At 41.5% G+C, this 25732-nt stretch carries 27 protein-coding genes; 10 read left to right on the forward strand and 17 right to left on the reverse strand.

The genetic code is table 11. From position 1 onward, the window contains the following. Positions 1 to 21 precede the first annotated feature (21 nt). Both KXQ82_RS15240 and KXQ82_RS15245 read left to right on the forward strand, forming a co-directional pair. The gene (locus KXQ82_RS15240; RefSeq protein ID WP_219489301.1) at positions 22 to 573 is read left to right on the forward strand and encodes an RNA polymerase sigma factor; all 552 of its coding nucleotides are present in this window, start codon (positions 22 to 24) and stop codon (positions 571 to 573) included. 1 nt (position 574) lies between these two features. Further along, complete coding sequence (locus KXQ82_RS15245) at positions 575 to 1414, forward strand: anti-sigma factor (RefSeq protein ID WP_219489302.1); 840 nt, start codon at positions 575 to 577, stop codon at positions 1412 to 1414. A gap of 58 nt (positions 1415 to 1472) precedes the next feature. Here KXQ82_RS15245 and dcd read toward each other — a convergent pair whose 3' ends face one another. Then, entirely contained in the window at positions 1473 to 2009 is a 537-nt protein-coding gene (dcd, locus tag KXQ82_RS15250) for a dCTP deaminase (RefSeq protein WP_219489303.1), read from the reverse strand. Positions 2010 to 2080: 71 nt separating this feature from the next. On the opposite strand from dcd, the gene KXQ82_RS15255 reads away from it, so the two are divergent. Genes KXQ82_RS15255 through KXQ82_RS15265 form a run of 3 tightly spaced genes read left to right on the forward strand, consistent with a single transcriptional unit; the run spans position 2081 to position 4150 of the window. Beyond that, positions 2081 to 2722 (forward strand): 4'-phosphopantetheinyl transferase family protein, encoded by a 642-nt coding sequence (locus tag KXQ82_RS15255; RefSeq protein WP_219489304.1) that lies wholly within the window; start codon positions 2081 to 2083, stop codon positions 2720 to 2722. Next, positions 2722 to 3468, forward strand: a complete 747-nt coding sequence (gene lipB / locus KXQ82_RS15260; protein WP_219489305.1) for a lipoyl(octanoyl) transferase LipB — start codon at positions 2722 to 2724, stop codon at positions 3466 to 3468. Before KXQ82_RS15255 ends, lipB begins: the two co-directional genes overlap by 1 nt. Continuing rightward, positions 3440 to 4150 carry an SGNH/GDSL hydrolase family protein gene (locus KXQ82_RS15265; protein ID WP_219489306.1) on the forward strand — a complete coding sequence of 237 codons (711 nt, stop codon included), beginning with the start codon at positions 3440 to 3442 and terminating at the stop codon, positions 4148 to 4150. The genes lipB and KXQ82_RS15265 overlap by 29 nt, the downstream gene beginning before the upstream one ends. Positions 4151 to 4153: 3 nt before the next feature. Here KXQ82_RS15265 and KXQ82_RS15270 read toward each other — a convergent pair whose 3' ends face one another. The 9 genes from KXQ82_RS15270 to miaB form a co-directional block, all read right to left on the reverse strand. Further along, positions 4154 to 5584: an L-serine ammonia-lyase gene (locus tag KXQ82_RS15270; protein ID WP_219489307.1), complete on the reverse strand. Its 1431-nt coding sequence runs from the start codon at positions 5582 to 5584 to the stop codon at positions 4154 to 4156. A gap of 134 nt (positions 5585 to 5718) precedes the next feature. After that, positions 5719 to 6507: a mechanosensitive ion channel family protein gene (locus KXQ82_RS15275; protein ID WP_219489308.1), complete on the reverse strand. Its 789-nt coding sequence runs from the start codon at positions 6505 to 6507 to the stop codon at positions 5719 to 5721. Between the two features lie 338 nt (positions 6508 to 6845). Continuing rightward, positions 6846 to 8480, reverse strand: coding sequence for a chaperonin GroEL (gene groL, locus KXQ82_RS15280; RefSeq protein ID WP_219489309.1), 1635 nt, complete (start codon positions 8478 to 8480; stop codon positions 6846 to 6848). Positions 8481 to 8633: 153 nt separating this feature from the next. Next, positions 8634 to 8909: a co-chaperone GroES gene (locus tag KXQ82_RS15285; protein ID WP_219489310.1), complete on the reverse strand. Its 276-nt coding sequence runs from the start codon at positions 8907 to 8909 to the stop codon at positions 8634 to 8636. A 231-nt stretch (positions 8910 to 9140) separates the two neighbouring features. Continuing rightward, the gene (secG, locus tag KXQ82_RS15290) at positions 9141 to 9494 is read right to left on the reverse strand and encodes a preprotein translocase subunit SecG (RefSeq protein ID WP_219489311.1); all 354 of its coding nucleotides are present in this window, start codon (positions 9492 to 9494) and stop codon (positions 9141 to 9143) included. 11 nt (positions 9495 to 9505) lie between these two features. Next, complete coding sequence (locus KXQ82_RS15295; protein ID WP_219489312.1) at positions 9506 to 11146, reverse strand: DUF8458 domain-containing protein; 1641 nt, start codon at positions 11144 to 11146, stop codon at positions 9506 to 9508. Between the two features lie 22 nt (positions 11147 to 11168). Beyond that, positions 11169 to 11690: an LptE family protein gene (locus KXQ82_RS15300; RefSeq protein WP_219489313.1), complete on the reverse strand. Its 522-nt coding sequence runs from the start codon at positions 11688 to 11690 to the stop codon at positions 11169 to 11171. Positions 11691 to 11698: 8 nt separating this feature from the next. Next, positions 11699 to 12931, reverse strand: a complete 1233-nt coding sequence (locus KXQ82_RS15305; protein WP_219489314.1) for a sigma-54 interaction domain-containing protein — start codon at positions 12929 to 12931, stop codon at positions 11699 to 11701. 72 nt (positions 12932 to 13003) lie between these two features. Then, positions 13004 to 14440 carry a tRNA (N6-isopentenyl adenosine(37)-C2)-methylthiotransferase MiaB gene (gene miaB, locus KXQ82_RS15310; protein WP_219489315.1) on the reverse strand — a complete coding sequence of 479 codons (1437 nt, stop codon included), beginning with the start codon at positions 14438 to 14440 and terminating at the stop codon, positions 13004 to 13006. A 204-nt stretch (positions 14441 to 14644) separates the two neighbouring features. Here miaB and KXQ82_RS15315 point away from each other — a divergent pair, with 204 nt between their 5' ends. Then, positions 14645 to 16477: a hypothetical protein gene (locus KXQ82_RS15315; RefSeq protein WP_219489316.1), complete on the forward strand. Its 1833-nt coding sequence runs from the start codon at positions 14645 to 14647 to the stop codon at positions 16475 to 16477. A 5-nt stretch (positions 16478 to 16482) separates the two neighbouring features. On the opposite strand, the gene KXQ82_RS15320 is transcribed toward KXQ82_RS15315, so the two are convergent. The 6 genes from KXQ82_RS15320 to gcvH all read right to left on the reverse strand — a co-directional run bounded on the left by KXQ82_RS15320 (position 16483) and on the right by gcvH (position 21523). Beyond that, on the reverse strand, positions 16483 to 17337 hold the full coding sequence (locus tag KXQ82_RS15320; RefSeq protein WP_219489317.1) for a DUF4198 domain-containing protein: 855 nt from the start codon (positions 17335 to 17337) through the stop codon (positions 16483 to 16485). A 134-nt stretch (positions 17338 to 17471) separates the two neighbouring features. Continuing rightward, positions 17472 to 18101 (reverse strand): SprT-like domain-containing protein, encoded by a 630-nt coding sequence (locus KXQ82_RS15325; protein ID WP_255563677.1) that lies wholly within the window; start codon positions 18099 to 18101, stop codon positions 17472 to 17474. Between the two features lie 118 nt (positions 18102 to 18219). Continuing rightward, the gene (gene feoB, locus KXQ82_RS15330) at positions 18220 to 20331 is read right to left on the reverse strand and encodes a ferrous iron transport protein B (protein WP_219489318.1); all 2112 of its coding nucleotides are present in this window, start codon (positions 20329 to 20331) and stop codon (positions 18220 to 18222) included. Between the two features lie 11 nt (positions 20332 to 20342). Further along, positions 20343 to 20558 carry a FeoA family protein gene (locus KXQ82_RS15335; RefSeq protein ID WP_219489319.1) on the reverse strand — a complete coding sequence of 72 codons (216 nt, stop codon included), beginning with the start codon at positions 20556 to 20558 and terminating at the stop codon, positions 20343 to 20345. A 188-nt stretch (positions 20559 to 20746) separates the two neighbouring features. Further along, on the reverse strand, positions 20747 to 21142 hold the full coding sequence (locus KXQ82_RS15340; protein ID WP_219489320.1) for a VanZ family protein: 396 nt from the start codon (positions 21140 to 21142) through the stop codon (positions 20747 to 20749). Then, positions 21143 to 21523, reverse strand: coding sequence for a glycine cleavage system protein GcvH (gcvH, locus tag KXQ82_RS15345; RefSeq protein WP_219489321.1), 381 nt, complete (start codon positions 21521 to 21523; stop codon positions 21143 to 21145). It lies immediately after the preceding gene. Positions 21524 to 21632: 109 nt separating this feature from the next. On the opposite strand from gcvH, the gene KXQ82_RS15350 reads away from it, so the two are divergent. Together KXQ82_RS15350 and KXQ82_RS15355 are read left to right on the forward strand one after the other, a co-directional pair. Further along, a complete protein-coding gene (locus KXQ82_RS15350; protein ID WP_219489322.1) occupies positions 21633 to 22649 on the forward strand; it encodes a Gfo/Idh/MocA family oxidoreductase in 1017 nt (338 codons plus the stop codon). Between the two features lie 30 nt (positions 22650 to 22679). Continuing rightward, complete coding sequence (locus KXQ82_RS15355) at positions 22680 to 23183, forward strand: TlpA family protein disulfide reductase (protein ID WP_219489323.1); 504 nt, start codon at positions 22680 to 22682, stop codon at positions 23181 to 23183. Between the two features lie 214 nt (positions 23184 to 23397). Here the strand turns inward: KXQ82_RS15355 and KXQ82_RS15360 are convergent, their stop codons facing one another. Next, positions 23398 to 23763, reverse strand: a complete 366-nt coding sequence (locus KXQ82_RS15360) for a DUF6717 family protein (protein ID WP_219489324.1) — start codon at positions 23761 to 23763, stop codon at positions 23398 to 23400. 396 nt (positions 23764 to 24159) lie between these two features. Between KXQ82_RS15360 and KXQ82_RS15365 the strand changes: the two genes are divergently transcribed. Continuing rightward, entirely contained in the window at positions 24160 to 24957 is a 798-nt protein-coding gene (locus KXQ82_RS15365; RefSeq protein WP_219489325.1) for a glycosyltransferase family 4 protein, read from the forward strand. A 10-nt stretch (positions 24958 to 24967) separates the two neighbouring features. After that, positions 24968 to 25723, forward strand: a complete 756-nt coding sequence (locus tag KXQ82_RS15370) for a carbohydrate deacetylase (protein ID WP_219489326.1) — start codon at positions 24968 to 24970, stop codon at positions 25721 to 25723. The last annotated feature ends 9 nt before the right edge of the window (positions 25724 to 25732 follow it).

The raw sequence follows: 25732 nt of genomic DNA on the forward strand, positions 1-25732 counted from the left end.
ATCTTTATACATTCAACCCCGTTGACCAAAAAACGTAAAATATCCTTAACTGAAGAAGAGCTGGTACAAGCGCTGGGCAATCGCGAGAAGATAGCGATTGAGGCTTTGTATGATATGTACTCGTCTTCCCTTATGGGTGTAATATCCAGAATTGTAATTGATACGGCTACAGCCGAGGATGTTTTGCAGGAAACATTTATCAAAATTTGGAACTCTTTTCAAAGTTATAGCAGTGAAAAAGGCCGTTTATTTACCTGGATGGTAAATATTGCCCGCAATATGGCTATTGATAAAATAAGATCGAAAGATTTTAAGAATCAAAACAAAAACCAAGAACTTGAAAATAACGTAACTTTTATAGACGAGCAAGTAAACACCGTTTATAAACCTGAGCTAATGGGTATTAAAGAGTTAGTTGAAAAACTAAAACCCGAGCAAAAAGTAATTCTGGACCTTGTTTATTTTAAAGGCTACACTCACGTTGAGGCGGCCGAAGAATTAGGAATGCCTTTGGGCACTGTTAAAACCCGTTTACGAATGGCCATAATGCAGTTACGTAAATATTTTAATTGAAGTGGAAAATTTTAAAGCATATATAGAAACAGGGATACTGGAGCTTTACGTTCTTGGCGATATAAGCCAGGCCGAAAAGTTACAGGTGGAGGAGATGGCTGAAAAATATCCGGAGATCAAAGCTGAACTGGCAGAGATAGAAAGATCATTAGAAGCATACGCTTTACAAAACGCGGTACAACCACCCGATCATCTGCGCGAACGGGTACTGAATAGTTTGGTAACCAACTTTGCAAACGATAATAATTTCCCAACAAAGGGAAGAACACATGATGATAACGAAGACGTAAGAGATAACGTTATCACCTTTACGGGCAGGTCTAACAATTTTTACAAGTATGCCTTTGCGGCAAGCATGCTGGCACTGATAGCCAGTTTATTTGGTATATACTCGCTAAATAACCAATTGCAGCAATCGCAGGAGACCATCGCATCATTGCGGATTAAAAATACAAGCTTTGCCAACCAGGTTAATTATATTGAGAACGAAGTAACGGTATTGCGCGACCCTGAAGCAAAGGTGTTGAAATTACAAGGTTTGCCTAAAGCTCCCGGAGCACAGTTAACAATAGCATGGATGCCTAAGAAAAAGAAGGTAATGATAAACCTTGAAGACATGAAGCTTGCCGCTAACGATAAAGATCACCAATACCAGCTATGGGCCATTGTTGATGGCAAACCGGTTAACCTGGGTGTATTTGATGCAGCTAAAGCTGATACTGCCGGCATGAAGGAAATGAAACCGGTAAGTAACGCAGTGATGTTTGCAGTAACTTTAGAAAAACACGGCGGCGTACCAAGCCCAACGATGTCTGAAATGGTTGTTGCCGCTAAGATTTAACCAAATATAAATTCAATAATATTGAGGCAGGTTTAACAAACCTGCCTTTTTTTATGCTTTAAAACTTGTTCTTCCACATCATGCTCTCAACAGGGCGGGTGGTTTTGTTGTTGTATTTAGCGTTGCCTTTGGTGTTGTACATGGTTTCTATCTCACCTTCAACTACAAAGTAAATGAGTTGGCCAATTGGCATCCCGGCATAAATACGTACCGGTTGCTGGGCCGATATTTCCAGCGTCCAGGTATTGCAAAAGCCAACATCGCCTTTACCCGCTGTGGCATGGATATCAATACCCAAGCGCCCCGTGCTCGATTTACCTTCTAAAAAAGGCACATGGCTATGTGTTTCGGTATACTCAATGGTTACGCCTAAGTATAGCAGGTTGGGTTGCAAAACGTATCCGTCTTTAGGTATCTCAAAATGCTCTATCTCATTGTGCAACTTTGCATCCAATACGCGGCTTTTGTAGCAAGCCAAATATTTACCTAAATGCACATCGTATGAGTTGGTACCCAGGCATTCGCGGCGAAAGGGTTCAATGATGATCTGGCCCTTATCTATCTCTTCTAAAATACGTTTGTCGGATAAAATCATATACTTATATCAAGTAGCCTAAATTAGAATTATTTGATATAATTTTGCACCTTAATTTTGAATTAAAGTTTATGGCCATTGCCTTTAGTATGCGTGTTGATGATGACACCGAATTTGCCCTCTGGAAGTTAGAAGAGGAAGCAGACGACCTGTATAATCAACTACAGCTTAACGATACGGAAAAGGCCTACGTGGAATCGTTAAAACATAATAAAAGGCATTTACATTGGCTGGGGACAAGGGTTTTGTTACGCACCATGCTGAATACTGACCAATATATAGATTGCCAGGTTGATGAACACGGCAAACCATACCTTGTTAATATGCCCTACCATATTTCGCTGAGCCATTCGTTTGATTATGCAGCGGTAATGCTAAGCAAAAGCAAACCCGTAGGCATTGATATCGAACTGATAAGCCCTAAGGTGGTACGCATTGCCCAAAGGTTTTTGAGTAAACAAGAGCTGGCCTTTGTTAACCCGGAGCGCAAAGTGGAACATTTGTATGCCTGCTGGTGCGCTAAAGAGGCTGTTTACAAATGCAACGGCGTTAAAGAGGTTTCCTTCCGGGATCATATTTTGTTGGAACCCTTTACGGGGAACGATGCCGGCACCATAAAAACCAGCATTACAAAAGGCAGCTTTAACCAAAGCTATGATGTGCATTATATGCACTTTAACGATTATATGTTAGGATACGTGAAAGCGAAATAATGAAAAACAAACAAGTACAATACCTGGATTGGGGCCTTATCGATTACAAGGAGGCATGGGACGCGCAGGAAGCTTTATTAGCCGCAACGGTAAAAATAAAGACAGATATACGAAACCATAACCTGGAGCACCCTGATGCACCGATTGAAATACTTACACCCAATTACCTGGTATTTTGCGAGCACCCGCATGTGTATACCCTTGGTAAAAGTGGCAAGGCTGCACATTTGCTGTTAGATGAACAAGGCCTTAAAGATAAACACGCCACCTACTACCCTATTAACCGTGGCGGCGATATTACCTATCATGGGCCGGGGCAAATCGTATCCTACCCTATCCTCGACCTTGACAACTTCTTTACCGATATCCATTTGTACCTGCGCACGCTGGAAGAAGCAATCATCCTCACCATGGCCGATTATGGCTTAAAGGGCGAACGTTATGAAGGTTACACAGGTGTTTGGCTGGATGCCGCTGACCCTGCCAGGGCTCGAAAAATTTGCGCTATGGGCGTTCGTTGCAGCCGTTGGGTAACTATGCATGGACTGGCCTTTAATGTAAATACCGATCTGGATTACTTTAAAAACATTGTTCCTTGCGGGATAGACGACAAAGCAGTATCATCAATGCAACTGGAATTAGGGCATGCACTTAATATTAATGAGGTCCAAAAAAACTTAAAGCATCATATATCCGTATTATTTGAAATGGATATCTATGAAAACGCTCCTCTTAGCACTATTTAGCCTTTTAAGTTTAGCCGGTTGCTCTCGTAATGCGCCAACTTTTGAGCCCGCATCCCCTGTTGATACCGTGGTTGTTAAAGGCAAGTATCAATACCTTGCTTTGGGCGATTCCTATACCATCGGGCAATCAGTTAATCTGAGCGAATCGTTCCCGTACCAACTAAAAGCCCAACTCGGCCAAAAGGGCTATAGCGTAGCTGATCTTAAAATAATAGCGGTAACCGGGTGGACAACTGCCAACCTCATTAATGCCATACAGCAAGCCAATCTTACTCAAAAATACGATATTGTTACCTTGCTCATTGGTGTAAATAACCAGTACCAGGGCATGAGCCAGGCTGACTACCGCACCCAATTTGTCCAGCTTTTAAATACAGCTATAGGTTTTGCCAATGGTAACAAGATGCGGGTATTTGTACTCTCCATTCCCGATTACAGCGTTACCCCATTTGCTACAGGTTATAACAAAACACAAATAGCAACAGAGATAGACCAGTATAATGCCATTAATAAAGATGAGAGCACTAAAGCCGGTGTAAATTACCTTAATATTACTGATATATCACGCTTGGCCGCTACAGACCAATCGCTGATAGCTTATGATGGCTTACATCCTTCGGCTAAAATGTACGGCTTATGGGTAAGCACACTTCAATTCATGGTAACACCACAACTAAAATAACTACTAACACTCTGGTAGGCTCAGCGGGATATTGATGGCCAATCCACCATCCGATGTTTCTTTGTATTTGGAGTTCATGTCCAACGCGGTTTGCCACATGGTATTTACAACAGCATCTAAACTCACCTTAGCATTATCAGGGTTGGTTTGCAGGGCCAGTTGCGATGCCGTAATGGCTTTAATGGCGCCCATGGTATTACGCTCAATACAAGGCACCTGTACCAGGCCGCCTATCGGGTCGCAGGTTAAACCTAGGTGGTGTTCCATGGCAATCTCTGCTGCCATTAATACCTGTCGCTGTGAGCCTCCTAAAGCCTCTGTAAGCGCCGCTGCAGCCATGGCTGATGATACACCTATCTCGGCCTGGCAACCGCCCATAGCAGCCGATAATGTGGCTCCCTTTTTAAAGATGCTGCCTATCTCTGATGCGGTGAGCATAAATTTAATAGTACTATCATCGTTGTGCCCATCACAAAAAACAATAAAGTATTGCAGTACCGCAGGCACTACCCCTGCCGCACCGTTTGTTGGTGCGGTAACAACCCTGCCAAACGATGCATTCTGTTCGTTAACTGCCAAAGCAAAACAGCTTACCCAATCCAATGTATATTTAAAGCCGCTGCCCCCATTACTGATGGCCTTTATCCAACTTTCATAACTATGATACACCGCATTACCCAGCAATTTTTTATTGAGCGTTGCCGCCCGGCGGGCAACATTTAAGCCACCCGGTAAATTACCTTTGGTATGGCAGCCTGTATAAATACACTCATTTATTACACGAAATATATTGAGCACGCCGTCGCGGGTTTCCTGCTCGGAGCGCCAGGCCAACTCGTTCTCCATTACCACATCGCATATTTTGAGGCCTGTTTTACGGCACCAGTGGAGCAGGTCGCCGGCTTTATCTATCGGGAAGGGCAGGTCCACTTCTTTTTTTGATGAACCCGGTTGTTCATCTTCTTTTACCACAAAACCGCCACCTGTTGAGTAATAAGTTTCGGATACCGCTCTCCCGGTATTTAAAAATGCCTGAAAAGTTACCGCGTTGGGGTGGAATGGCAAACTCTCATTATATAGGAAAATAAGATCTTCATCTTTAACAAACCGGGTTGGCAATAATCCACCCAACACAAGTTGCTGATCGGTTTTTATCCCGTCTATCTTCGGACCTATCTGGCTGATATCGAATGTAACCGGGTCATCGCCGCTAAGACCAAGTAGAATAGCGATATCGGTACCGTGCCCTATTCCTGTTTTGGCCAGGGAGCCATACAGTAATATCTTAACTTGCTGAACATCTTTAAGGGAATCATTATCCTGCAAAACCTGCACAAATTGCTGTGCTGCCCGCCATGGCCCAAGCGTGTGCGAACTTGAGGGGCCAATACCTATCTTGAAAATATCGAATACGGATATTTGCTCTTTTTGCATTTAATAAGATCAGTTTATGTTTGCAATAAAAACAGGTAAAAGCAGGTGTTTTCAAATTAATTTAACTACCGCCTTATGCTATGCACCTGTGCTTTGCTACATAAACAAATATACGAAATGAGAACCTGATATCACTAAACCACACCAGGTAATTTAACCCCTGCAGCTTTTAGATCGCGCAGAATATGTTCTTGCAGCTTGTAATTGGTAGCCGAATACACATTGGTATTACTCCATACTTTAACAATAAATTTCACGCCATCTATCTCCATCGCGCTTACGCCAATAATAGGTTCGTATTTGGGCAAAATGGTATCTACCTTTTTAATAGCGTCCCTTATAATGGCGGTTACTTCATCAACATTTACGGCATAGCCCAACTTAATTTCAAAATCAACCCGGCGTTTACCCTCGCGGGTAACGTTGATGATCACCTCGTTAAACAATTTACCATTGGGGATGATCACCGTTTTATTATCGCCGGTAAGTACCACGGTATAAAATATTTGTATGGATGTTACAACGCCGTCAACACCTTGCGCTACAATATTATCATCCAATGCAAATGGTTTTAATAGTAAGATCAATACTCCGCCGGCAAAGTTTTGAAATGTCCCCGAAAGGGCCAAACCTACGGCCACCCCTGCCGTGCCTAAAACAGTAGCGAAGATGGTCATCGGTATCCCTACAATATCGAGCACCATATAAAACAGCAGGATATTTAAACCGGTAATTGTTAAGCTAAGAAAGAAAGGTTGTAAAGAAGAGTGGATCTCCCGTTTGGACATCCTGGCCTGTACCAGCTTTTTTAAAAGCCTGATTATCCAAAGCCCAATGAGCAATACAAATATGCCGGTTATTAACCGCGTTCCATATTGCAGGCCCCATAGTGATATATTGCTGTAAAAATCTTTCAAATTCATACAGGCAAATGTATCCCTATCTAAACAGAGTTACAAATAATTGTGGGCCTTCTACCACCACCCAAACCATCAGGCTGCTGGTAATATCTTTTGTTTTTTCACTTATCGCTTTCATGTCTTCAGTATATCAAAGCTTGTGCCTTTTTGTTACTTGATAGACGTATAATCGCCAAATACGTTTAATATGCCCATGTATTATTTATGTTATTAACGATATGGTAATTATGTATCCGATAAATTACAATAATGCAAACCCCAATTGCGGGCAAAAAAGAAAACCCTGTCTGTTATAACAGACAGGGTTTTACAAAATGTATGATTTCGGTTACCGGGATGAATTACATCATTCCGCCCATGCCGCCGCCCATTGGAGCGTGGCTATGTGCCGGTTCTTCCGATGGCTCGTCGGCTAATACAACTTCGGTAGTCAATAACATTGCTGCAATTGATGCCGCATTTTGTAAAGCAACACGGCCTACTTTAGTTGGATCGATAACACCTGCACCAATTAAATTTTCGTATTTATCGGTACGTGCGTTGTAACCAAAGTCGGCAGTGCCTTCTTTCACTTTTTGTACAACGATAGAACCTTCGATACCCGCGTTCTCGCAAATTTGACGTAGCGGCTCTTCGATAGCGCGACGGATGATCTGGATACCTGTGTTTTCATCTTCGTTATCGCCTTTTAAGTCTTTTAACGACTCAACTGCACGGATGAAAGCAACACCACCACCTGCTACAATACCTTCTTCAACTGCCGCGCGGGTTGCATGTAAAGCATCGTCAACACGATCTTTTTTCTCTTTCATTTCAACTTCTGATGCAGCACCTACGTAAAGTACAGCAACACCGCCTGATAGTTTGGCTAAACGCTCTTGTAATTTTTCTTTATCGTAATCTGATGTAGTTGATTCGATCTGTGATTTGATCTGACCAACACGGTTTTTGATCGATTCAGATTCGCCTGAACCATTAATAACAGTTGTGTTGTCTTTATCGATAACGATCTTCTCAGCAGTACCTAAGTAAGTCAAATCAGCATTTTCTAATTTGTAACCTCTTTCTTCAGATATTACAGTACCACCGGTAAGGATAGCGATATCTTCTAACATCGCTTTACGACGATCGCCAAAGCCTGGTGCTTTAACTGCAGCAACTTTCAGTGAGCCGCGTATTTTGTTTACAACCAAGGTAGCCAATGCTTCGCCATCTAAGTCTTCGGCGATAATTAACAAAGGTTTGCCTGTTTGTACTTGTTTTTCAAGTATCGGCAACAATTCCTTCATCGAAGAAATTTTCTTGTCGTAGATCAGGATGTAAGGATTTTCTAACTCCACTTCCATCTTATCAGCATTGGTAACAAAGTATGGTGATAAGTAACCACGATCAAACTGCATACCTTCTACAGTCTTCACTTCAGTTTCAGTACCTTTTGCTTCTTCAACGGTAATTACACCGTCTTTACCAACCTTAGCCATAGCCTCGGCAATTAACGAACCGATAACCTCATCGTTATTAGCAGAGATAGATGCTACTTGTTTAATTTTGTTATTGTCTTCGCCAACCGCCTGCGATTGTGCCTGCAGATTTTTAACAACAGCTTCAACAGCTTTGTCAATACCGCGTTTCAGATCCATTGGGTTTGCACCAGCAGCTACGTTTTTAATGCCTGCAGTTACAATAGCTTGTGCTAATACAGTAGCGGTAGTAGTACCATCACCGGCAATATCAGCAGTTTTTGATGCTACTTCTTTCACCATTTGAGCGCCCATGTTTTCCAAAGCGTCTTTTAACTCTATCTCTTTAGCAACTGTAACACCATCCTTAGTTATGGCAGGTGAACCGAATTTTTTATCGATGATCACGTTACGGCCTTTGGGGCCTAAAGTTACCTTAACTGCGTTTGCTAAAATATCAACGCCACGTTTCAGGGCGTCGCGTGCTTCAACATTGTATTTAACTTGTTTTGACATGTTTTTTGTGTTTGAATGTTTTAAAGTTGAAATGTTGTAAGGTTAAAATATTACAACACCTCTTATTTGTTTTAATGCCTTTAGTTGAATGTGGGAGGTTATTAAATATTGAAAAACATTTTCAATATTAAAACCTTCCAACTTTACAACAAATTACAGAACCGCGTAAACGTCAGATTCGCGCATAATTAAATACTCTTTGCCTTCGTAAGTAATTTCGGTACCGGCATATTTACCGTATAATACCTCATCACCAACTTTTACGGTTAAAGGCTCATCTTTTTTACCTTCGCCAACAGCAACTATAGTTCCGCGTTGTGGTTTCTCTTTGGCAGTATCCGGGATAAAAATACCAGATGCGGTTTTTTCTTCGGCAGCAGCAGCTTGAACAACTACCCTGTCTCCAATAGGTTTAATGTTTAACGACATAGTTATACTAATTTATTTGTACTGATTTGTTTATAATTTATCTGTGCTGTGCATTCAACACTTATAGTGCCAAGCATTCATTTTTAATGCAGGATGACGGTTGTTTGTCAAAATTGCATTAAGTTATAATGAGGCTTAACATTATGTTCATACTGCCGTGTCATCATGTCAGTATAAAAAACAAAAAAGGGCTTAACATGTAAGCCCTTTAAATATCTTATTGGTATGAAATCACTTTGTATTGCCCGTCGCAGCAGGTGGCGGTGTTGATTTTAAACCATTAAATGGTGTAGCAGCAGGAGCAGTTGGTTTCGAAGCTTCTTTAATGATCTTATCCTGATCGGGGTTGGTTGAAGCAGCTACACCGCTTTTACCAATAACATTGATAGTTAATGATAATACCATTAAGGCGATAGCTAGTATCCATGTACCTTTTTCCAGGATATCACCTGTTTTTTGTACACCCAATAATTGCGATGAGCTTGAAAAATTAGATGATAAGCCACCGCCTTTAGGGTTTTGTATTAAAACGATAAGGCCCAACAGCACACAAACAATAATGGCGATAATGATTAAAAAATACATTTTTTACTTTTTTAGTTGATCTTTTTTTCCAGTAATTCAATCTGGGCCACAAAGTAACTGCTTTTTTCCGGAAATTTCAACAATAATTTTTTGTAGGTAGTTATGGCCTTATGATATAGCATTTGGTCAATATAAATACGCGCCAGTGTTTCAGAAACCATGTCGTCCTGATCTTCGGCACTCTTTTTAGCCTTATTTTCGTTATCCAGCTTATCGTTACTTGGTGGTTTTATTTGCGGCTCTTCTTTTATAAAGCGCTCAATGATCTGGTCTTCGTGCTTACCGTTATCAAACTCGGCACGTGCCTTATCAAGGTTTTCGATGGTGGTAAGATGAAAAATATTTTCGTAATACTGCTGCTGGAGCTCCATGGTATCACCCGGCTGCATTTGTCGCCCGGTTTGTTTATACGCTGCATAAGGCTGATACGTTCCTGCATATTCGCGGCGGGTTTTATCTAACCACCACATAAAGCTATACGGCAGCTTATCATCGTTATATTTTGATACGCGGCCATCGTCATCTGCAATATCGGCCTGGTTTTGCACAGCTACGGGTGCCGGAACAGTTTGCTCTTCCTGTGCAACGGTTTCGTGCATGCCATCTTCCGCTGCCGGAAATTTGTCATTAAAGGCAAAATAATCAGCCCCCGCAATATTGCTTAATATCAGTTTTTCTTCTTCCGCGGCATCGTTGCTTAAAGCCTGGCGAGGCTCTTCGTAATATGGAGTATGTTGCCGGGCTTCGGGCTCATCAATTTCTTCATCTTCATCAATTACAGCTTCGTGCAGCACCAACCCTGTATCTTCTTCATCATCCTCAATAGTGTCATCAGCATCACGCTGGATGATGCCATCTTCAACAATGAGCTTAAAAGGTGATGAACTGATCGCTATATCTTCTATCCCGGTTATCTCATCAAATATTTCATCGTCAATTTCCGATTCAGCTTCTTCGCCCCTGCCGGCCGCAGCAATTAATTCACGTTCATTAAAGCCTGTGGCGGTTTCTTCTTCAACAGCCGAATTGTAATCATTCTCATCGTCGTTCCCTTCTTCATCAGCTTCAGGCAGATAAGCTCCCTCGTGATGCGACTTTGGTATTTGTGTTTCCATGGCCGCGAGGTATTTATCTTCATCAAACTCCTCGTCATCCTCTTCTTCAACACTATAACCTTCTTCTTCCAAAATTGCACCTTCGTCTAACTCATCAAAGGTTTTCGTTTCTGCTTCCTGTACATCATTTTCATAATGATAAGGGTTATTATCATCTTCTTCCTCTAATACAGCAATTTCCGACTCTTGCGGTAAAGCGGTTATTTCTTTCTGTTGTACCGGCTCCTGTTTCTTTACAGAGCCTTTCAAAAATACCTGGCTTTCATCAACTACCTGTAACTTATCGGGGTAATTGATCACTTTATAAAGTACAGGCCTGTCTGGCGTGTACACCGACGCGCTTTTCAATTTACTATCAAAGCCCGGGCGGTAGGTATCTTTATAGGCACGGGCAAGCATAGCACGCAATATACTAACCTGTGGATATACCTTTACAAGCTCTTCCAGCTTATCAACAGGTACTGTGCCTGCCTTATCGGGCGCAGCCAGTAAGCTGAAAAAGATATCCTTATAATCGTTATCTAATAAATTATCCACGTGGTTGAAAGTAAGGATTTGATTACCAATTTGCAAAAGCCTTATTAAATATATCTTCGGTAAGCTGCTTATTAATGTCTTGTATTAAACTTTGCTCTTGCGATGATATATCGCCTGTAAAGTCTTTAAACCTCGAGAAAGACGCATTGCTAAAGTCGTTCTTCTTATCGGCATTAGGATATGTTGCCGTGTATGTAACGCTAACTGTAATAGTTAAGCGGGTTTGCCCTGCAACAGGTGCCTTACCATCTGCCGATGCCTGTATGGCTACCGGGGCTATGGTGTACCCGGTAATGGTGCCTTCCATAATGGCATGAGCCTCTCCCCTTACAATACTTAACTTGGTTTGTGTGCGTATCCTGTCTTTTAGCGCTTCTGTAAACGATTGGCTTAAGGTACTTACAACCAATTGCGCATCGTTCTCAAAAAACTTTACATTAATGGTTTTCATCTCAGGGGGGATGGATGCACCGCTCAGCCTTATCTGGCATGCCTGCATGGCAAACATTAACGGAAAAACAAGTAACAATAATCTCTTATTCATTTATCCTTTTATAAATTAAGCTCTTTAATTTTACGATATAAGGTCCGTTCTGATATGCCTAACTCATGCGCGGCCAACTTACGCTTACCTTTATGCTTTTTTAGCGCCTTGCGTATCAGGTCCGATTCCTTTTCTATCAACGACAATGATTCTTCAACCTCTTCGGCCGCGTGGGTTATGTTAAAGTTACCATCGTTACTATGAACGGGTTGCTGTATGGTAAATTGTTGATCGCTGTTGTTTGGCAGTTCAATATCGCGGTACAGCTGGTTTATTACCTGCTGGTTGCCGCTGTGCGGTACACCACCGTGCTCAATAATATCGGCTACCAGTTTTTTTAATTCTACCATATCGCGCTTCATATCAAACAATACCTTGTACAGAATATCTCTTTCCGACAGGTCTTCTTTACCGTTGTTCTCAATTTTCATGGGAAGATTCCGGTTGTTACCGCCACCTTGTTCAAGCGGGATATAAGTAGCAAGCGATTGCGCCGTAATGGTACGGTCGCGCTCCAACACAGCTAATTGCTCGGCTATATTTTTAAGCTGCCGCACGTTACCCGGCCAGGTATAGTTTATTAAAACCTGCTGCGCGGCCTCGTCCAGTTGTATAGGCGGACTGCGGTATTTGGCTGTAAAATCTGAAGTGAATTTTCTAAAGATGAGGTAAATATCTTCTTTCCTGTCGCGCAAAGGTGGGATACGTAAGGGAACAGTATTTAACCTGTAATAAAGGTCTTCGCGGAATTTACCATTGCGCACGGCATCATAAACATCAACATTGGTTGCCGCAATAACGCGCACATTGGTTTTTTCCACTTTTGATGAACCAACCTTAATGTATTGTCCCGACTCCAAAACCCTTAACAAACGAGCCTGCGTACCTAAAGGCATTTCGGCTATCTCATCCAAAAATATCGTGCCGCCGTTAACGGTTTCAAAGTAACCTTTACGCTCGCCTACGGCGCCGGTATAAGCTCCCTTTTCGTGACCGAACAGTTCTGAATCAATTGTACCTTCCGGGATGGCACCGCAGTTTACCGCTATGAACGGCCCGTGCTTGCGCGGGCTCATTTGGTGAATGATGTGCGAAAAAACCTCTTTACCACTGCCACTCTCCCCGGTTATCAGCACCGAAATATCTGTCGGCGCAACCTGGTTGGCAATATTTATGGCCCTGTTCAATAATGGCGAATTGCCGATAATGCCAAAGCGTTGTTTTATTTCTTGTATCTCCATAGCCCCCTAACCCCCTAAAGGGGGAATAATAGCTTATAATTTTATTATTACTTACCCGCCATAGCTCCCCCTTCAGGGGGTTGGGGGGGCATCAACTAATTTCCCAATAATAGTAGCTGTTGTACAGCTTTCAGCCATTACATACGCATATTGTCCCGGCTTATATTTATCGCTTTTCGGGAACACCACCATTGCGTTCTGGTCGTTCCTACCGCAGAAATCGTTTTCCGATTTTTTGGATGTTCCCTCAATCAACACCTTTTGCACCTTGCCCAATTGCGTTTGCAGGCGAACAAGTGAGTATTGCTGTTGTTTGGCCACTATCTCTTGTAAACGCGCTTTCTTTACCTCTTCGGGAATATCATCCGCATAGCGTTTTGCTGCCAGCGTTCCCGGGCGCTCCGAGTACATGAACATGTAGGCATAATCATATTGTACATAATCCATCATGCTTACGGTATCCTGGTGTTCCTCGTCGGTTTCGGTGCAGAAGCCTGTTATCACATCGGTAGATATTGCGCAACCGGGAATTATACGGCGGATGGCATCTATCCTGTCTATATACCACTCACGGGTATAGGTACGGTTCATCATATCCAATATCCGGCTGTTGCCCGATTGTACCGGCAAATGGATGTAGTTACAAATGTTTTCGTATTTGGCAATGGTGTGCAGCACCTCGTCAGTAATATCTTTTGGATGCGATGTGGAGAAACGCACACGCAGATCGGGGCTAACCAAAGCGGTCAATTCTAACAGGCGGGCAAAATTAACATGTTCCGTCGTTTCCTCGTTTGTCCACTTGTAAGAATCAACATTCTGGCCTAGTAAGGTCACTTCGCGGTAGCCCTGATCAAACAAGTCCTGGCATTCTTTTATGATCGAGTGCGCATCACGGCTACGCTCGCGGCCGCGTGTAAACGGCACTACGCAAAATGAGCACATGTTATCGCAGCCACGCATAATTGAAACAAAGGCGTTAATGCCGTTGGTGTTTAACCTTACGGGATTAATATCCGCATAAGTTTCCTCGCGCGAAAGCAAAACGTTAACCGCTTTTTGTCCGCTGTCAACCTGCTCTATCAAATTCGGCAAATCACGGTAAGCATCCGGGCCAACCACAACATCAACCAGTTTTTCTTCTTCTAAAAATTTAGATTTCAGGCGTTCGGCCATACAGCCCAATACACCAACCACCATACCTGGGTTTTTAGCTTTGGCATTTTTAAAATGCTGCAGTCGGTTACGCACACGCAATTCGGCATTCTCGCGAATTGAGCAGGTATTGATGAAAACCACATCGGCTTCATTAAAATTGTTCGTCGTTTCAAAGCCTTTATCCGATAGTATTGAAGCCACTATCTCGCTATCCGAAAAGTTCATAGCGCAGCCATAGCTTTCAATATAAAGCTTACGGCCATTACTAACTACGGGGCTTTTTTCCAACATTAACGCTTCACCCTGCTTGCTCTCGTCGTGCGTTTTCTCCGGTATATCTAATCCTATCATGGTAAAATTCAAAATGCAAAAATACATAAATTATTATATTGCATGCCATAATGTCAGCGTATAAAAACCATCTCTTTGTAACTTATTGCAATGTAATTCCGTTTCGTTATTAAACCGCTTATTTATTGCAGGTTACACCAAACTATAAAACTATCTTTTTTGATATGTATGTAAAATAGATATATTGCAGCTACAGTTTAAATAATGGTTATCAGGTTCATAAAACAGCGATGGAAAAAAATTGCATTAACAGTTGCTGCTGTTATGGTGGTTTTTGTGGCTGTGCTGGTATTGCTTATTAACTTTTACTGGTCGCCAATTTTGGGCGAGAAGTTGAAAAGTACTGTTTTAAAAAGTACCGATAGCCTGTACAGTGTTAATTTTTCAAAATCGAGCCTGAGCTTTTTAAACGGCGAGCTTACTATTGATAATATTGAACTTGTACCCAATATGGCGGTTTATAACCGCAAGAAACAAATACACCTTGCCCCCAACAGCTTATACAACCTTAAAATACAACGCCTTGTTATTCATCACCTGCACCCATTAAATCTGTATTTTAATAAGCGGATAGATGTTGACCAGATCATTATCAGCAGCCCCGATCTGCATGTTAGTTTTGAACGCAACCGCGACCAGGATACCTTAATTAAAGACAAGAAAACACCTTATCAGTTGATATCAAAAGTTTTAAAATCGGTACGGATCAACAGCATTTTGCTGAATAACGTAAAGTTTAGCTATGTAGATAATTATGTAAAAAAAGATGCCATTGAGCTCCAAGACCTAAACATAAAAGCTACCGACCTGCTTATCGACTCTACAACACAAAATAGCCAGTCGCGCTTTTTGTTTTGCACCGATGTTAGCGCCGAGCTAACCAATTTTTCGCGTACCAGCGAAAGCAAGCGATATATGTATAACATCGCCTCGTTAAAATTCTCAACACAAACATCGCAACTCATCGCTACGGGCATCAACTTTAAACCCACTATGCCCGTCGCTGATTTTTTTAAAGGTAATAACGAAGACTGTTATGCCGTGGGCCTTGATTCGGTAAGGTTAAACAAGTTCGATTTTAAGGCATACAGTAAATACCATACTATACATGCATCATCAGCTACGTTTACCAATGGCAAATTTGAAATGTATGCCAATCCTACACCAAACGATACCGTTAATGATCAAAGCGTGAATTTCCCTCAACTTTTACTGCACCGTTTAAAACTTGACGTTAAAGTAGATACTCTTGTATCTGATAATAGTAAAGTATTATATACCGAGTATGGCATTAAATCAGGCCAGCCGGGTACGGTTATTTTTAACCGCATACACGGCAAAATATATAATGTAACCAATAACAAAGCAGCGCTAAATACCGATAGCGTAGCAATAGCTAATATAGAGGGCCTGTTTATGGGACGGAGTAAACTAAAGGCCAATTTCGCTTTTAATTTAACCAATCAAAATGCCCCATTTGGTTTTAAAGGCCATCTTGATTCTATAGCGCTAAAATATGTTAACCCTATCAGTATGCCATTGGGTATGGTTAAGTTGGCATCGGGCGAGGTTAAGAGCCTGGATTTTGATATCACGGCAAACCGCGTATTTGCCATAGGTAAGCTAACCGCTATCTATCATGATCTGAAGATCAAACTGCTGAAAAAGAATGAAGAGAATCGTTTGAAAAAAATGGGCATCATATCATTACTGGCAAATGCCATGATCATAAAGCGAGATAACCCTTATTATGGCGAAGCGCCGCGTGTAGTGCAAATAACATGCAAACGCCGCACAGGTGCATCAATATTCAGCTTTATGTGGCGTTCAATATTTATGGGATTGAAAGAATCGGTAGGTTACGATGTAAAAACAGAGCAAACCATTAAACAGAAAATAAGCCAGTTTAAACAAAATCGGCTAACCCATGATGCCCGCAAGGCAGAGCGCATACGCCATCGCGAAGAACGCCGTAAAAAACGCGAAGAACGCAAAAAACAAAAAGCGCAAAATGTATTAACCGAGATACCTGAATAAGTATTTTAATGTAGGTTGCCTAAGCCAAACTCTTTATAGGTATTTGGCATAATGCTGTTATTGCTAAAGGCAAAAGAGTAATCGGCACCCCATTTCTCATAATCGTATGTTTTTGATGTTGATGCTTCAATATTTACGGTGCGCAACAGGTAAATGCCTTCGCGGTTAACGCTGAAAGAAACAAGGCCATTGGCATCGCTAACTAATTTCTGAGGGTATACCCTGCCCGATGCTGTTTTAATAAGCAGATCAACGTGGGCGTTCACTAAAGGTTTTTTCCTGAATTTCACCATAGCGGTCAGGTCGTCACCATAGCTTAATTTATATGGGTTTGATTTGAGGATGATTTCCAGGTTATGATCCAGATCGGTACTGTAAATGCTGCCACCGGGTTTATCAACCATTACCAGGCTTTTTAAATAGCAGGTATATTTTGTACGGATACGGTTTTGTCCAATATTATTTACCTTTTCTGATAGTTTTACCAGGCCTTCGCTTTCCAGCTCGGCAGTAAAGTCACCTCTATCTACATCATCTGCAGGGTAGTTACGTACCATTTCTACCATGGCTAAGCCACTGTTATCCATTTTGTAACTCAAAGCAGGCAACGCGTTTGCCTTCGCTGTAGCTTTAAGATCTATCTTTTTGCCGCCGTCATACAAAGCAAATTTTTCTGTAGTAGCTTGTTCGTATTTTACTTCTTTAGGACTCTCAAATAACTCCGACGAAAACAAATGTACATTAAGGCTATCGCCTTTATGCATAAAAAAGTTTTCGGGTACCAGTATATAGTCGTTTGACCATGATATCAAACCAACAGCAAACAAAAGACAAAAGATAAAAAAGTAACGTAGTTTCATATATCGCGAAAGTATAGCTTGCCAAAAGTAGGCATTTTTTAAATTATGCAGGTTTTAGTTTTCAGTAACTTGAACGGATAAAACAGGTTGTGAGTATTAACTATAATCATTAAAAATCGAAATGGGTTTCGACATTACCTCTCCACCAGCTCCACCTCTGCCACGGGGCTAAACAAATAAACTCTTTTACTGCTGATCTCTACACAGCGGTAACGCTTGCGCAGGCGCTCTTCTTTTTGGAAAACACGGCCATCTTTTAATTTGAAGAGTGCCTTGGCGGGAAGTTTCTCTACCGTTAAATGATCAGGTTTTGGCGCATCATATTGCCTTAGCGATCGGTACAAATTCAGATCGGAGCAGCTTGATGCGGCGGGATTGTCCAGGTAACCTGTAATGGCCTTCTTCACATCCGGCGGAAATACTTCCATTTCGAAAAAAGGTTGCATCATCCGTTTAAAATTGGCCTTCCATTCGGCGCCATGCGGCTTTACTTTATGCTTATGCTCATTCCAGGTATGCAGATGCGCAAACTCATGCACGGTGGTTACTAAAAAAGCGTATGGATTTAAATCGTAGTTTACAGATATGCGGTGCCCATCGCTACCATAAGGATGGCGGTAATCGCCAAACTTTGAGTTGCGGTTACGCGATACTTTAAACTCACATACAAAATAATCTATCCATCGACTGATAAGCGGAGCGGCTTTTGGCGGAAGATAGGTTTCCAGAATTTTTACTTTATCCAATTTTACCTCTTGATTCAAATATCAGGTTTTATTCAATGGGAACAAAAAGAAGTTTGTCGGTTTTTTGCCACAAAGTCGCGAAGACACAAATATGAATTTGTGCCTTAGTGTCTCTGTGGCTAACAATAAAAGATCCCTATTTCAGCAAATGATAGGTAACAAAACTGGCCACATAGGCCAGCACCGTCATATACGCAAACTGCGCTGCGGGCCAGCGCCAGTTTTTGGTTTCGCGATAAACAACGGCCACGGTGCTTGCGCATTGCATCGCGAAGGCGTAAAACATCATTAAACTCATGGCAACAGCCAGCGTAAACACCGGCTGCCCTGTTTGCTCATTTTTTGCCGAACCCATTTTTTGCTTTACCGACTGTATATTATCCGCATCGCCGTTAACGCTGTAAATGGTGGCCATGGTGCCCACAAAAACCTCGCGGGCGGCAAAGGATGTAATAAGTGCGATACCTATTTTCCAATCAAAGCCCAATGGCCTGATAACCGGTTCAATAGCATGCCCCAATACACCAGCGTAAGAGTTTTCCAGTTTATCAGACGCGATCATTCGTTGTAAGCTATCCGGGGCAGCTTTTTGATATTGGGCCTGTTTATATTTTTGATCTATTTGGTCGAAACCTTTACCCGGGCCATAAGATGCCATTACCCACAAGATAACGGATACAGCAATGATAACCTTGCCCGCCTGCAAAACGAAGGCCTTAGAGCGATCATACATACTGTGCAACACATTACCCCAGCGCGGCATGCGGTATACAGGCAGCTCCATAATAAAGTAGCCCCGCTCGCGCGATTTGAGGATGTATTTCATTACCCAGGCTACCACCACCGCCGATACCAAACTAAACAGGTACATAGCAGTTAAGGCCAGCCCCTGCATGTTAAATATCCACCACACGCTTTTATTGGGTACCACCAGCGATATCAGCAAAGTATAAACCGGCAACCTTGCCGAGCAGGTAATTAATGGCGTTACCATAATGGTGATCATCCTGTCTTTCCAGTTCTCAATGGTGCGGGTGCTCATAATGGATGGTACGGCACAGGCAAAGCCTCCTATCAGCGGCACTACCGATTTACCATTCAGGCCTACTTTACGCATGATCTTATCCATCATGAACGTAACGCGCGACATGTAGCCCGTATCTTCCAAAATAGATATAAACGCGAATAGGATGGCTATTTGCGGAATAAACACCATTACGCCACTTAAGCCGGCCACTACGCCATCTACCAATAAATTGGTTAGAGGGCCCGCAGGCAGGTAATGGTGCAGGGTACTTTGCGCCCAAACAAAACCATCAGATATGAGGCTCATAGGATACTCCGACCAGGCAAATATCGACTGGAAGATGAACATCAGTATGGCGAAAAAGATAACAAAGCCAAAAACTTTGTGGGTTAATATTTTATCAATACGGTTACTGGTGGTTTCATCCTCGGCGGTTACGCTTTTAGTAACGGTATCGTAAAGCAGATCATTTATAAAATTATACCGGGCAATGGTTTCGGCGCCTTGTGCTTTTTGCGAATGGAAGGCAAACTCTTTTTCCAGCGTTTCTATCGCTTCGTTTTGGCCGGGTGTTAAAAATGCAAGCGTTTCGTGCTGGTGGGCTAGTTGCAAGGCATAATATGGGTTATCTATACCTATCTCCTTTTGTACGGCTGCTATTAATTGTGGCGCAATAGAGCCGACATCAATGCTATCCGGCTGAAAAGCTATTTTATTTGAAAAAGCTATTGCTTCCTTTAGTTTATCAATACCCTCAACTTTACGCGCCGAAACGGGTATTACAGGCACGCCCAGTTTTTTAGCAAAGCCATCAACATCAATGGTTAGGTCGGCCTTTTTTGCCATGTCCATCATGTTCAATGCTACAATGACCGGTATTTTCAGATCGGCTACCTGGGTATATAGTAAAAGGTTTCTTTTAAGATTAGTAGCATCTAATATGATAACAACCAGGTCGGGATTATGGTCATTACTCCTATCGGCCAATACCGAAAATACGATAGATTCATCGTGGCTTTTAGGATAAAGGCTGTAGGTGCCGGGCAGGTCTATAACTTCGGCGGAGCGGCCATCGGGCAGGCTGCTATAGCCTATTTTTTTATCAACCGTAACTCCCGGAAAGTTTCCTATTTTTTGGTTAAGACCCGTTAAAACATTAAATAGTGTTGATTTACCGGTATTAGGGTTACCTACAAGCGCAATTCTGATATCAGCTTTCAAGGTATGGGGTACTACATCAATATAATAGTTGAAGCTTCGCGTTTACGTAAACTTAACTGGTAACCGGCTACATTAATGGCTATCGGGTCGCCAAGAGGGGCTATGCGTTCAACCCTTATCTCTTCTCCGGGTAAACAACCCATTTCCATCAGTTTTACCGACATTTCCAGATCAGTAAATTCTTTTACGGTACCGCGCTCGCCTACTTTAAGTTGTGATAACTTCATGTTTTGTTATAAAGACGATACAAATATACCCTTATTTAAATTAAATCCAAATAACGAAGACGCACTAAAATTAATGTTTTTGAACAGCTGCCGCTTTATAAAAAACCTTTGGGCAACCACAGCCCTTATGGAAAAGCCCGCATGAACTCAATGTCGCGCCAAGCAGCACGAAGGTTAAAAATAACAGTTTATTTTTTTTCATAATTAAATGCCCAAAGGGTAACCTGTACGCTAAACATACCCATGCCAACGCCAACAGTATCGGCAAACAGGTCGGCCCAATCGCCGCTGCGCCATGTAAACATATATTTTTGTAATATTTCAATGAAACCGCCAAAAGCTTCAGCTAAAATAAAACTTACAAACGCCTGTTTTATGCTTAAATTGTGCTTGCCGTTATTACGTAACATACCGCTGCATAGCATTACGGTCAGCACAAAAAATAAACCGCAGTGTACAAGTTTATCAAACCCGGCAAAAAACATGGGCGATTCTGAAACACCTCCCATTTTAATGGAGCAAAGCACAAAAATAAATAAGGCCCACCATAAAGTGAGCCCTTGATATTTAAATGCGCCTTGCATTTAGGCGCCTATCAGTTTTTTATATTCATCTGCCGAAAGTAATGCCGCAACAGAAGCAACATCTTCCACGATAGCTTTTACTATCCAACCTTCGCCATACGGGTCAGTATTTACCAATTCGGGGTTAGCTGTTAATGCAGGGTTCAATTCAATAATCTCGCCGGTAACGGGCATAAACAGATCAGAAACAGTTTTTACGGCTTCTATCGTGCCAAAAACATCTTCAGCTCCAATTATCTCTTTCACCGTATTTACTTCAACATACACAATGTCACCCAATTCGCCCTGGGCAAAGTCTGTGATGCCTATAGTTGCCACCTCACCATCAAGCTTAACCCACTCATGGTCTTTTGTATACTTTAAATCGGCTGGAAAGTTCATATCTGTTTTGTTTTTTGTGCTCCAAAAATAGCAAAACTTTAGGCTATAGCAATACGCCCAAACTAAAAACGCAGACATAAACTTTATGGTTTATTTGTTATAATTGCGAATGGCAAAACCAATAGTAACCGGCATTATGTCGTACGGCATGTCGGGCAGAATATTCCATGCGCCCTTTGTTTCCGGTCACCCGGGATTTGAGCTTAAAGCAATAACCGAACGTAGCAAAAAAACAGCTGCAGAGCGCTATCCGGATATCATCAGCTATAACAGCAACGATGAATTGCTGGCTGATGATGAGATAGAACTGGCTATTGTAAACACGCCCAACAACACGCATTATGAGCTTGCCAAACAAGCCCTGAATGCCGGCAAGCATGTTTTAATAGAGAAACCGGCAGCGGCAAACATAGCCGAAGTACAGGAGCTTTTTGACTTAGGCCGCAAACAAAACAAGCAAGTATTTATTTACCAGAACCGCCGCTGGGATAGTGATTTCTTATCCATTAAACAAGTGATAGAAAGCGGCAAGCTTGGCCAGTTAAGCGAGGTTACCTTCAGGTTTGACAGGTTTAAACCTTTAATAAGCCCCAAGGTATTTAAAGAAACCGCGGCTACCCCGGCAAGTGGATTGGTGTTTGACCTTGGCCCGCATTTGCTTGACCAGATCATCAGCCTTTTTGGCAAGCCTCAAAGCTTTACCAAAACTACAGGTAAATACCGCCCGGGATCTGAAGTGGATGATTATTTTTTCTTTCATCTTAAATATCCAAACCAGCTAAATGTATTTGCTGCTTCAAACCTGATGGCCGTACAGCCCTTACCATCATTTGTGCTGCAAGGCACTACCGGAACTTATATAAAAGACCGTGTTGACCCGCAGGAAATACAATTAGATAAAAACATGCTACCCACAGATGCACAATACGGCATAGAATCCGAAGGTGTTGAAGGAAAACTATTTACCATGAATGCAGACGGCACCAAAAATATAGAGAGTATTCCGTCGTTAAAGGGTGATTATATGGGATTGTTTGAAGCTGTTTATCAAAGCATCCGCAACGGTAAGCTATACCCCATAACGGAAGAACACATATTAATACAAATGGACTTATTACAGGGTTGATCTGTATATTTACCGCATAATTTGAACAGCATGAAAAGAATAGCATTACTTTTTTCCTTCATATTAACTTTTGCATCGTTAAATGCGCAAAATGGCGGCAAACCTATTCCGCCTTATCGTATACTAAATCCAGATAGTGTATATGTTACCCCTGCTCAATTGAAAAAAAGCGGGCCGGTAATGATTATATATTTTTCGCCGGACTGTACACACTGCCAACATTTTACAGATGAAATTACCGACCAGTTAAAGGCTGAGAAAAAGCAACATAAAAATTTACTACACAAAACTCAGATCGTGATGATTACCTGGTCGAGCCTGCAGGCCATACAGGTTTTTTATAAGGATTATGAGTTGGATAAATACCCTAATATTACCGTTGGCACCGAAGGCTATACCTATTTAGTACAAAAGTATTACCAGGTTAAAACCACACCATATATAGCTGTTTATACCAAAGCAGGTAAATTAGTGCAGGCATTTGAAAAAGTACCTAAACTAAGTGATGTGGTAGCCGCAATAAAGAAAGCGTGATCATTATTATTTAATGGAATAGCTCAGTAATGTTGAATGAGTAGTTACTGACCCGCCTAATGCGTTGTCTACTGAGGAATCATTTGCTATGATACCGATGCCTTTTGCAATATAGTAATCATAAACGTCGGACGTAGCAAAACCTAAGCCCATGTAACTAAATGCGTATCAAAAGAATCATTTTACGCAGGCCCGGCATAAAATGTTGTAAAACTCACCCATTGCCGGTGCGTGAAAAATAAATACTCACCGGAAGTTTACCCCAAACCCAGCGTGTTACTTCGCAAAGCCATATTTTCAGGTCAATAACTTCACCATTGTACACTTTCAAAATATAATCTCCGCCACCACCCTTATCTGGTTCTCTTTCGGCTAAAAGCTCTATTACATGCGCACCTTCAAATTGCGATTCCGACATGTATAATATACACTCGCTTCCGTCCTCCGACAGGATATCGAGCAGTGTATCGGCACCCGAAACCATTTCCAACTCTTCAGGACCTCCATTCCACTCCGGCAGGGATAAAAACCACTTTTCGCTGGCATTTTTTTTAAAATGTAGTTTTTTAATATTTATCATTCCGCATATTAATTCGTGTAACCGGTTTATACAATTCTTAAATTATCTATCCGCTATTACCTATTGTATTTACTTTAAAAACGTAATTCGGCACAAAAATCTAACATTTTTGTGTATAATTGGCGTATGCCCGCAGTTGTACATTTAACAAACGCACCATCACCTTATCGGGAAAAGATCCATGATTTAGTATTTGAATCTTTAAACTCAGATTACCTCGTAATTTATTGTGTAAAACTTGAACCCAACCGCGAATGGAAATTTCAATACGGCAGTTATGAAAAGGTCTTTTTAGCTGATAAGAGCGAGGGATATATTCACAACAATTTTTCGATATATAAAGTTTTAAATAAGCTAAAACCCCAAATAATTATTACAACCGGCTTTAACCCAACAATGCTATACAGCTTTATTTGGGCAAAATTGCACAGCGCAAAATTTATACCCTTTACTGATGGGACATTACGATCGGAGAAGAGCCTTTCTTTTATCCATAGGCTGGTGCGCAAAATAGTTTATTCAAATTCGAAAGCATTTATTGGGGCCAGCAAGGGAAGTGTGCAACTATACGAAAGTTATAAAATAACCAAAGAGAAAATTTTTAAGAGCTGCCTGGCTATTGATAATTCGCTTTTTGGAAAAGTTAAATCAACTGAAAAGGAATATACGCTAATGTTTTCGGGGCGATTAATAGAAGGAAAGATGCCCCTTTTTTTTGTTGAAGTTGCCCGAAAGGTTAAAGAGAGAATAGGGCATTGTAAAGTGCTGATATTAGGCAGTGGCAATATGGCAGCAGAAATGGAAACGTTGCTTAAACAGTATAATATTGCCTATGATATGCCCGGCTTTATTGACCAAAAACAATTGCCCGATTATTACCCGCGCGCAAAACTTTTTTTATTTCCGAGCAGGAACGATGCATGGGGTATTGTAGCTAACGAAGCAATGGCATCGGGCGTTCCGGTAATTACATGCCAAAATGCAGGGGTACAAAACGACCTTGTAATTGATAGTGTAAATGGGTATGTGCTGCCATGTGATGAAGATATCTGGGCCGACAAAATTATTAGTTTATTAGCTAACGATAAGCTGTATGCACAATTTTCGGGTAATGCTTATGCCCACGTTCAACAGTATAACTTTGAATCGGGCGCGGCCGGCATTGTTGATGCTGTAAAGTTTGCACAAAACTAAACGGTTAAACATGCAAATACCTGAAAATTTGATTGTTAATGCAGATGACTTTGGTCTTAAAACATCGGTTAACAAGGCAATTTTATATTGCTATGAGCATGGATATATTAACAGTACTTCGTTAATGGCAACAGCAGGCACTGAAATTAATTTCGCATTTGATGAAGCAGTTGAAATGATCCATGCTAATACTTCGATACAAAATGTTGGCGTACACATTAACCTTGATGATGGCAAACCGCTCACCAATTTTAAAAATAAAAGATATTTAACCGCAAACGGGCATTGGGATAAATCAACAACCTCAAAAAAAGTCAAGTTTTTAGATACACAAACCAAAAATGATTTCAGGGCCGAAATTGAAGCCCAGGTATTAAAAGTAGTAAACTCGAAAGTAAAGATCACCCATATCGATTCACACCATCACCTGCATACTTTACCTGGTTTTTACGAAATATTTTTAGATGCAGCACAACGCCATAAAGTAAAACTGAGATTAGCACAAACATATAATGAGGGTAGTTACATCAAATTCCTTTTCAGGCGATACATTAATCGGAAGATAACAAACTCGGGCTGTAACTATTCTGACCAATTTGAAACGATAGATTACTTTTTAAGTAATAAAATACCAAGGAAAGACAAAGGCGCAACAGAGCTGATGCTTCACCCTGATTTTGACATTTCCGGCCAGTTAACAGATCATTACTCAGCAACCGATATGTCGGGATGGGTTAATTATTTGAAAGGCTTAAATAACGCTTAAACAAAAAAT

This window comes from Mucilaginibacter rivuli, from assembly GCF_019391655.1.
In the GTDB taxonomy this organism is placed as follows: Bacteria; Bacteroidota; Bacteroidia; order Sphingobacteriales; family Sphingobacteriaceae; genus Mucilaginibacter; species Mucilaginibacter rivuli.

Coding starts and splice junctions, on each gene's coding strand:
- KXQ82_RS15275 (WP_219489308.1), bottom strand. CDS start 6,507: ATGAATTTGAAAGATTTTTACAGCAATATATCACTATGGGGCCTGCAA.
- KXQ82_RS15305 (WP_219489314.1), bottom strand. CDS start 12,931: ATGGAGATACAAGAAATAAAACAACGCTTTGGCATTATCGGCAATTCG.
- KXQ82_RS15365 (WP_219489325.1), top strand. CDS start 24,160: ATGCTATACAGCTTTATTTGGGCAAAATTGCACAGCGCAAAATTTATA.
- KXQ82_RS15335 (WP_219489319.1), bottom strand. CDS start 20,558: ATGAAGTTATCACAACTTAAAGTAGGCGAGCGCGGTACCGTAAAAGAA.
- KXQ82_RS15285 (WP_219489310.1), bottom strand. CDS start 8,909: ATGTCGTTAAACATTAAACCTATTGGAGACAGGGTAGTTGTTCAAGCT.
- KXQ82_RS15270 (WP_219489307.1), bottom strand. CDS start 5,584: ATGCAAAAAGAGCAAATATCCGTATTCGATATTTTCAAGATAGGTATT.
- dcd (WP_219489303.1), bottom strand. CDS start 2,009: ATGATTTTATCCGACAAACGTATTTTAGAAGAGATAGATAAGGGCCAG.
- miaB (WP_219489315.1), bottom strand. CDS start 14,440: ATGATAGGATTAGATATACCGGAGAAAACGCACGACGAGAGCAAGCAG.
- groL (WP_219489309.1), bottom strand. CDS start 8,480: ATGTCAAAACAAGTTAAATACAATGTTGAAGCACGCGACGCCCTGAAA.
- KXQ82_RS15350 (WP_219489322.1), top strand. CDS start 21,633: ATGGCAAAACCAATAGTAACCGGCATTATGTCGTACGGCATGTCGGGC.
- KXQ82_RS15265 (WP_219489306.1), top strand. CDS start 3,440: ATGAAAACGCTCCTCTTAGCACTATTTAGCCTTTTAAGTTTAGCCGGT.
- KXQ82_RS15360 (WP_219489324.1), bottom strand. CDS start 23,763: ATGATAAATATTAAAAAACTACATTTTAAAAAAAATGCCAGCGAAAAG.
- KXQ82_RS15340 (WP_219489320.1), bottom strand. CDS start 21,142: ATGCAAGGCGCATTTAAATATCAAGGGCTCACTTTATGGTGGGCCTTA.
- KXQ82_RS15300 (WP_219489313.1), bottom strand. CDS start 11,690: ATGAATAAGAGATTATTGTTACTTGTTTTTCCGTTAATGTTTGCCATG.
- lipB (WP_219489305.1), top strand. CDS start 2,722: ATGAAAAACAAACAAGTACAATACCTGGATTGGGGCCTTATCGATTAC.
- KXQ82_RS15255 (WP_219489304.1), top strand. CDS start 2,081: ATGGCCATTGCCTTTAGTATGCGTGTTGATGATGACACCGAATTTGCC.
- KXQ82_RS15320 (WP_219489317.1), bottom strand. CDS start 17,337: ATGAAACTACGTTACTTTTTTATCTTTTGTCTTTTGTTTGCTGTTGGT.
- KXQ82_RS15315 (WP_219489316.1), top strand. CDS start 14,645: ATGGTTATCAGGTTCATAAAACAGCGATGGAAAAAAATTGCATTAACA.
- secG (WP_219489311.1), bottom strand. CDS start 9,494: ATGTATTTTTTAATCATTATCGCCATTATTGTTTGTGTGCTGTTGGGC.
- KXQ82_RS15370 (WP_219489326.1), top strand. CDS start 24,968: ATGCAAATACCTGAAAATTTGATTGTTAATGCAGATGACTTTGGTCTT.
- KXQ82_RS15355 (WP_219489323.1), top strand. CDS start 22,680: ATGAAAAGAATAGCATTACTTTTTTCCTTCATATTAACTTTTGCATCG.
- gcvH (WP_219489321.1), bottom strand. CDS start 21,523: ATGAACTTTCCAGCCGATTTAAAGTATACAAAAGACCATGAGTGGGTT.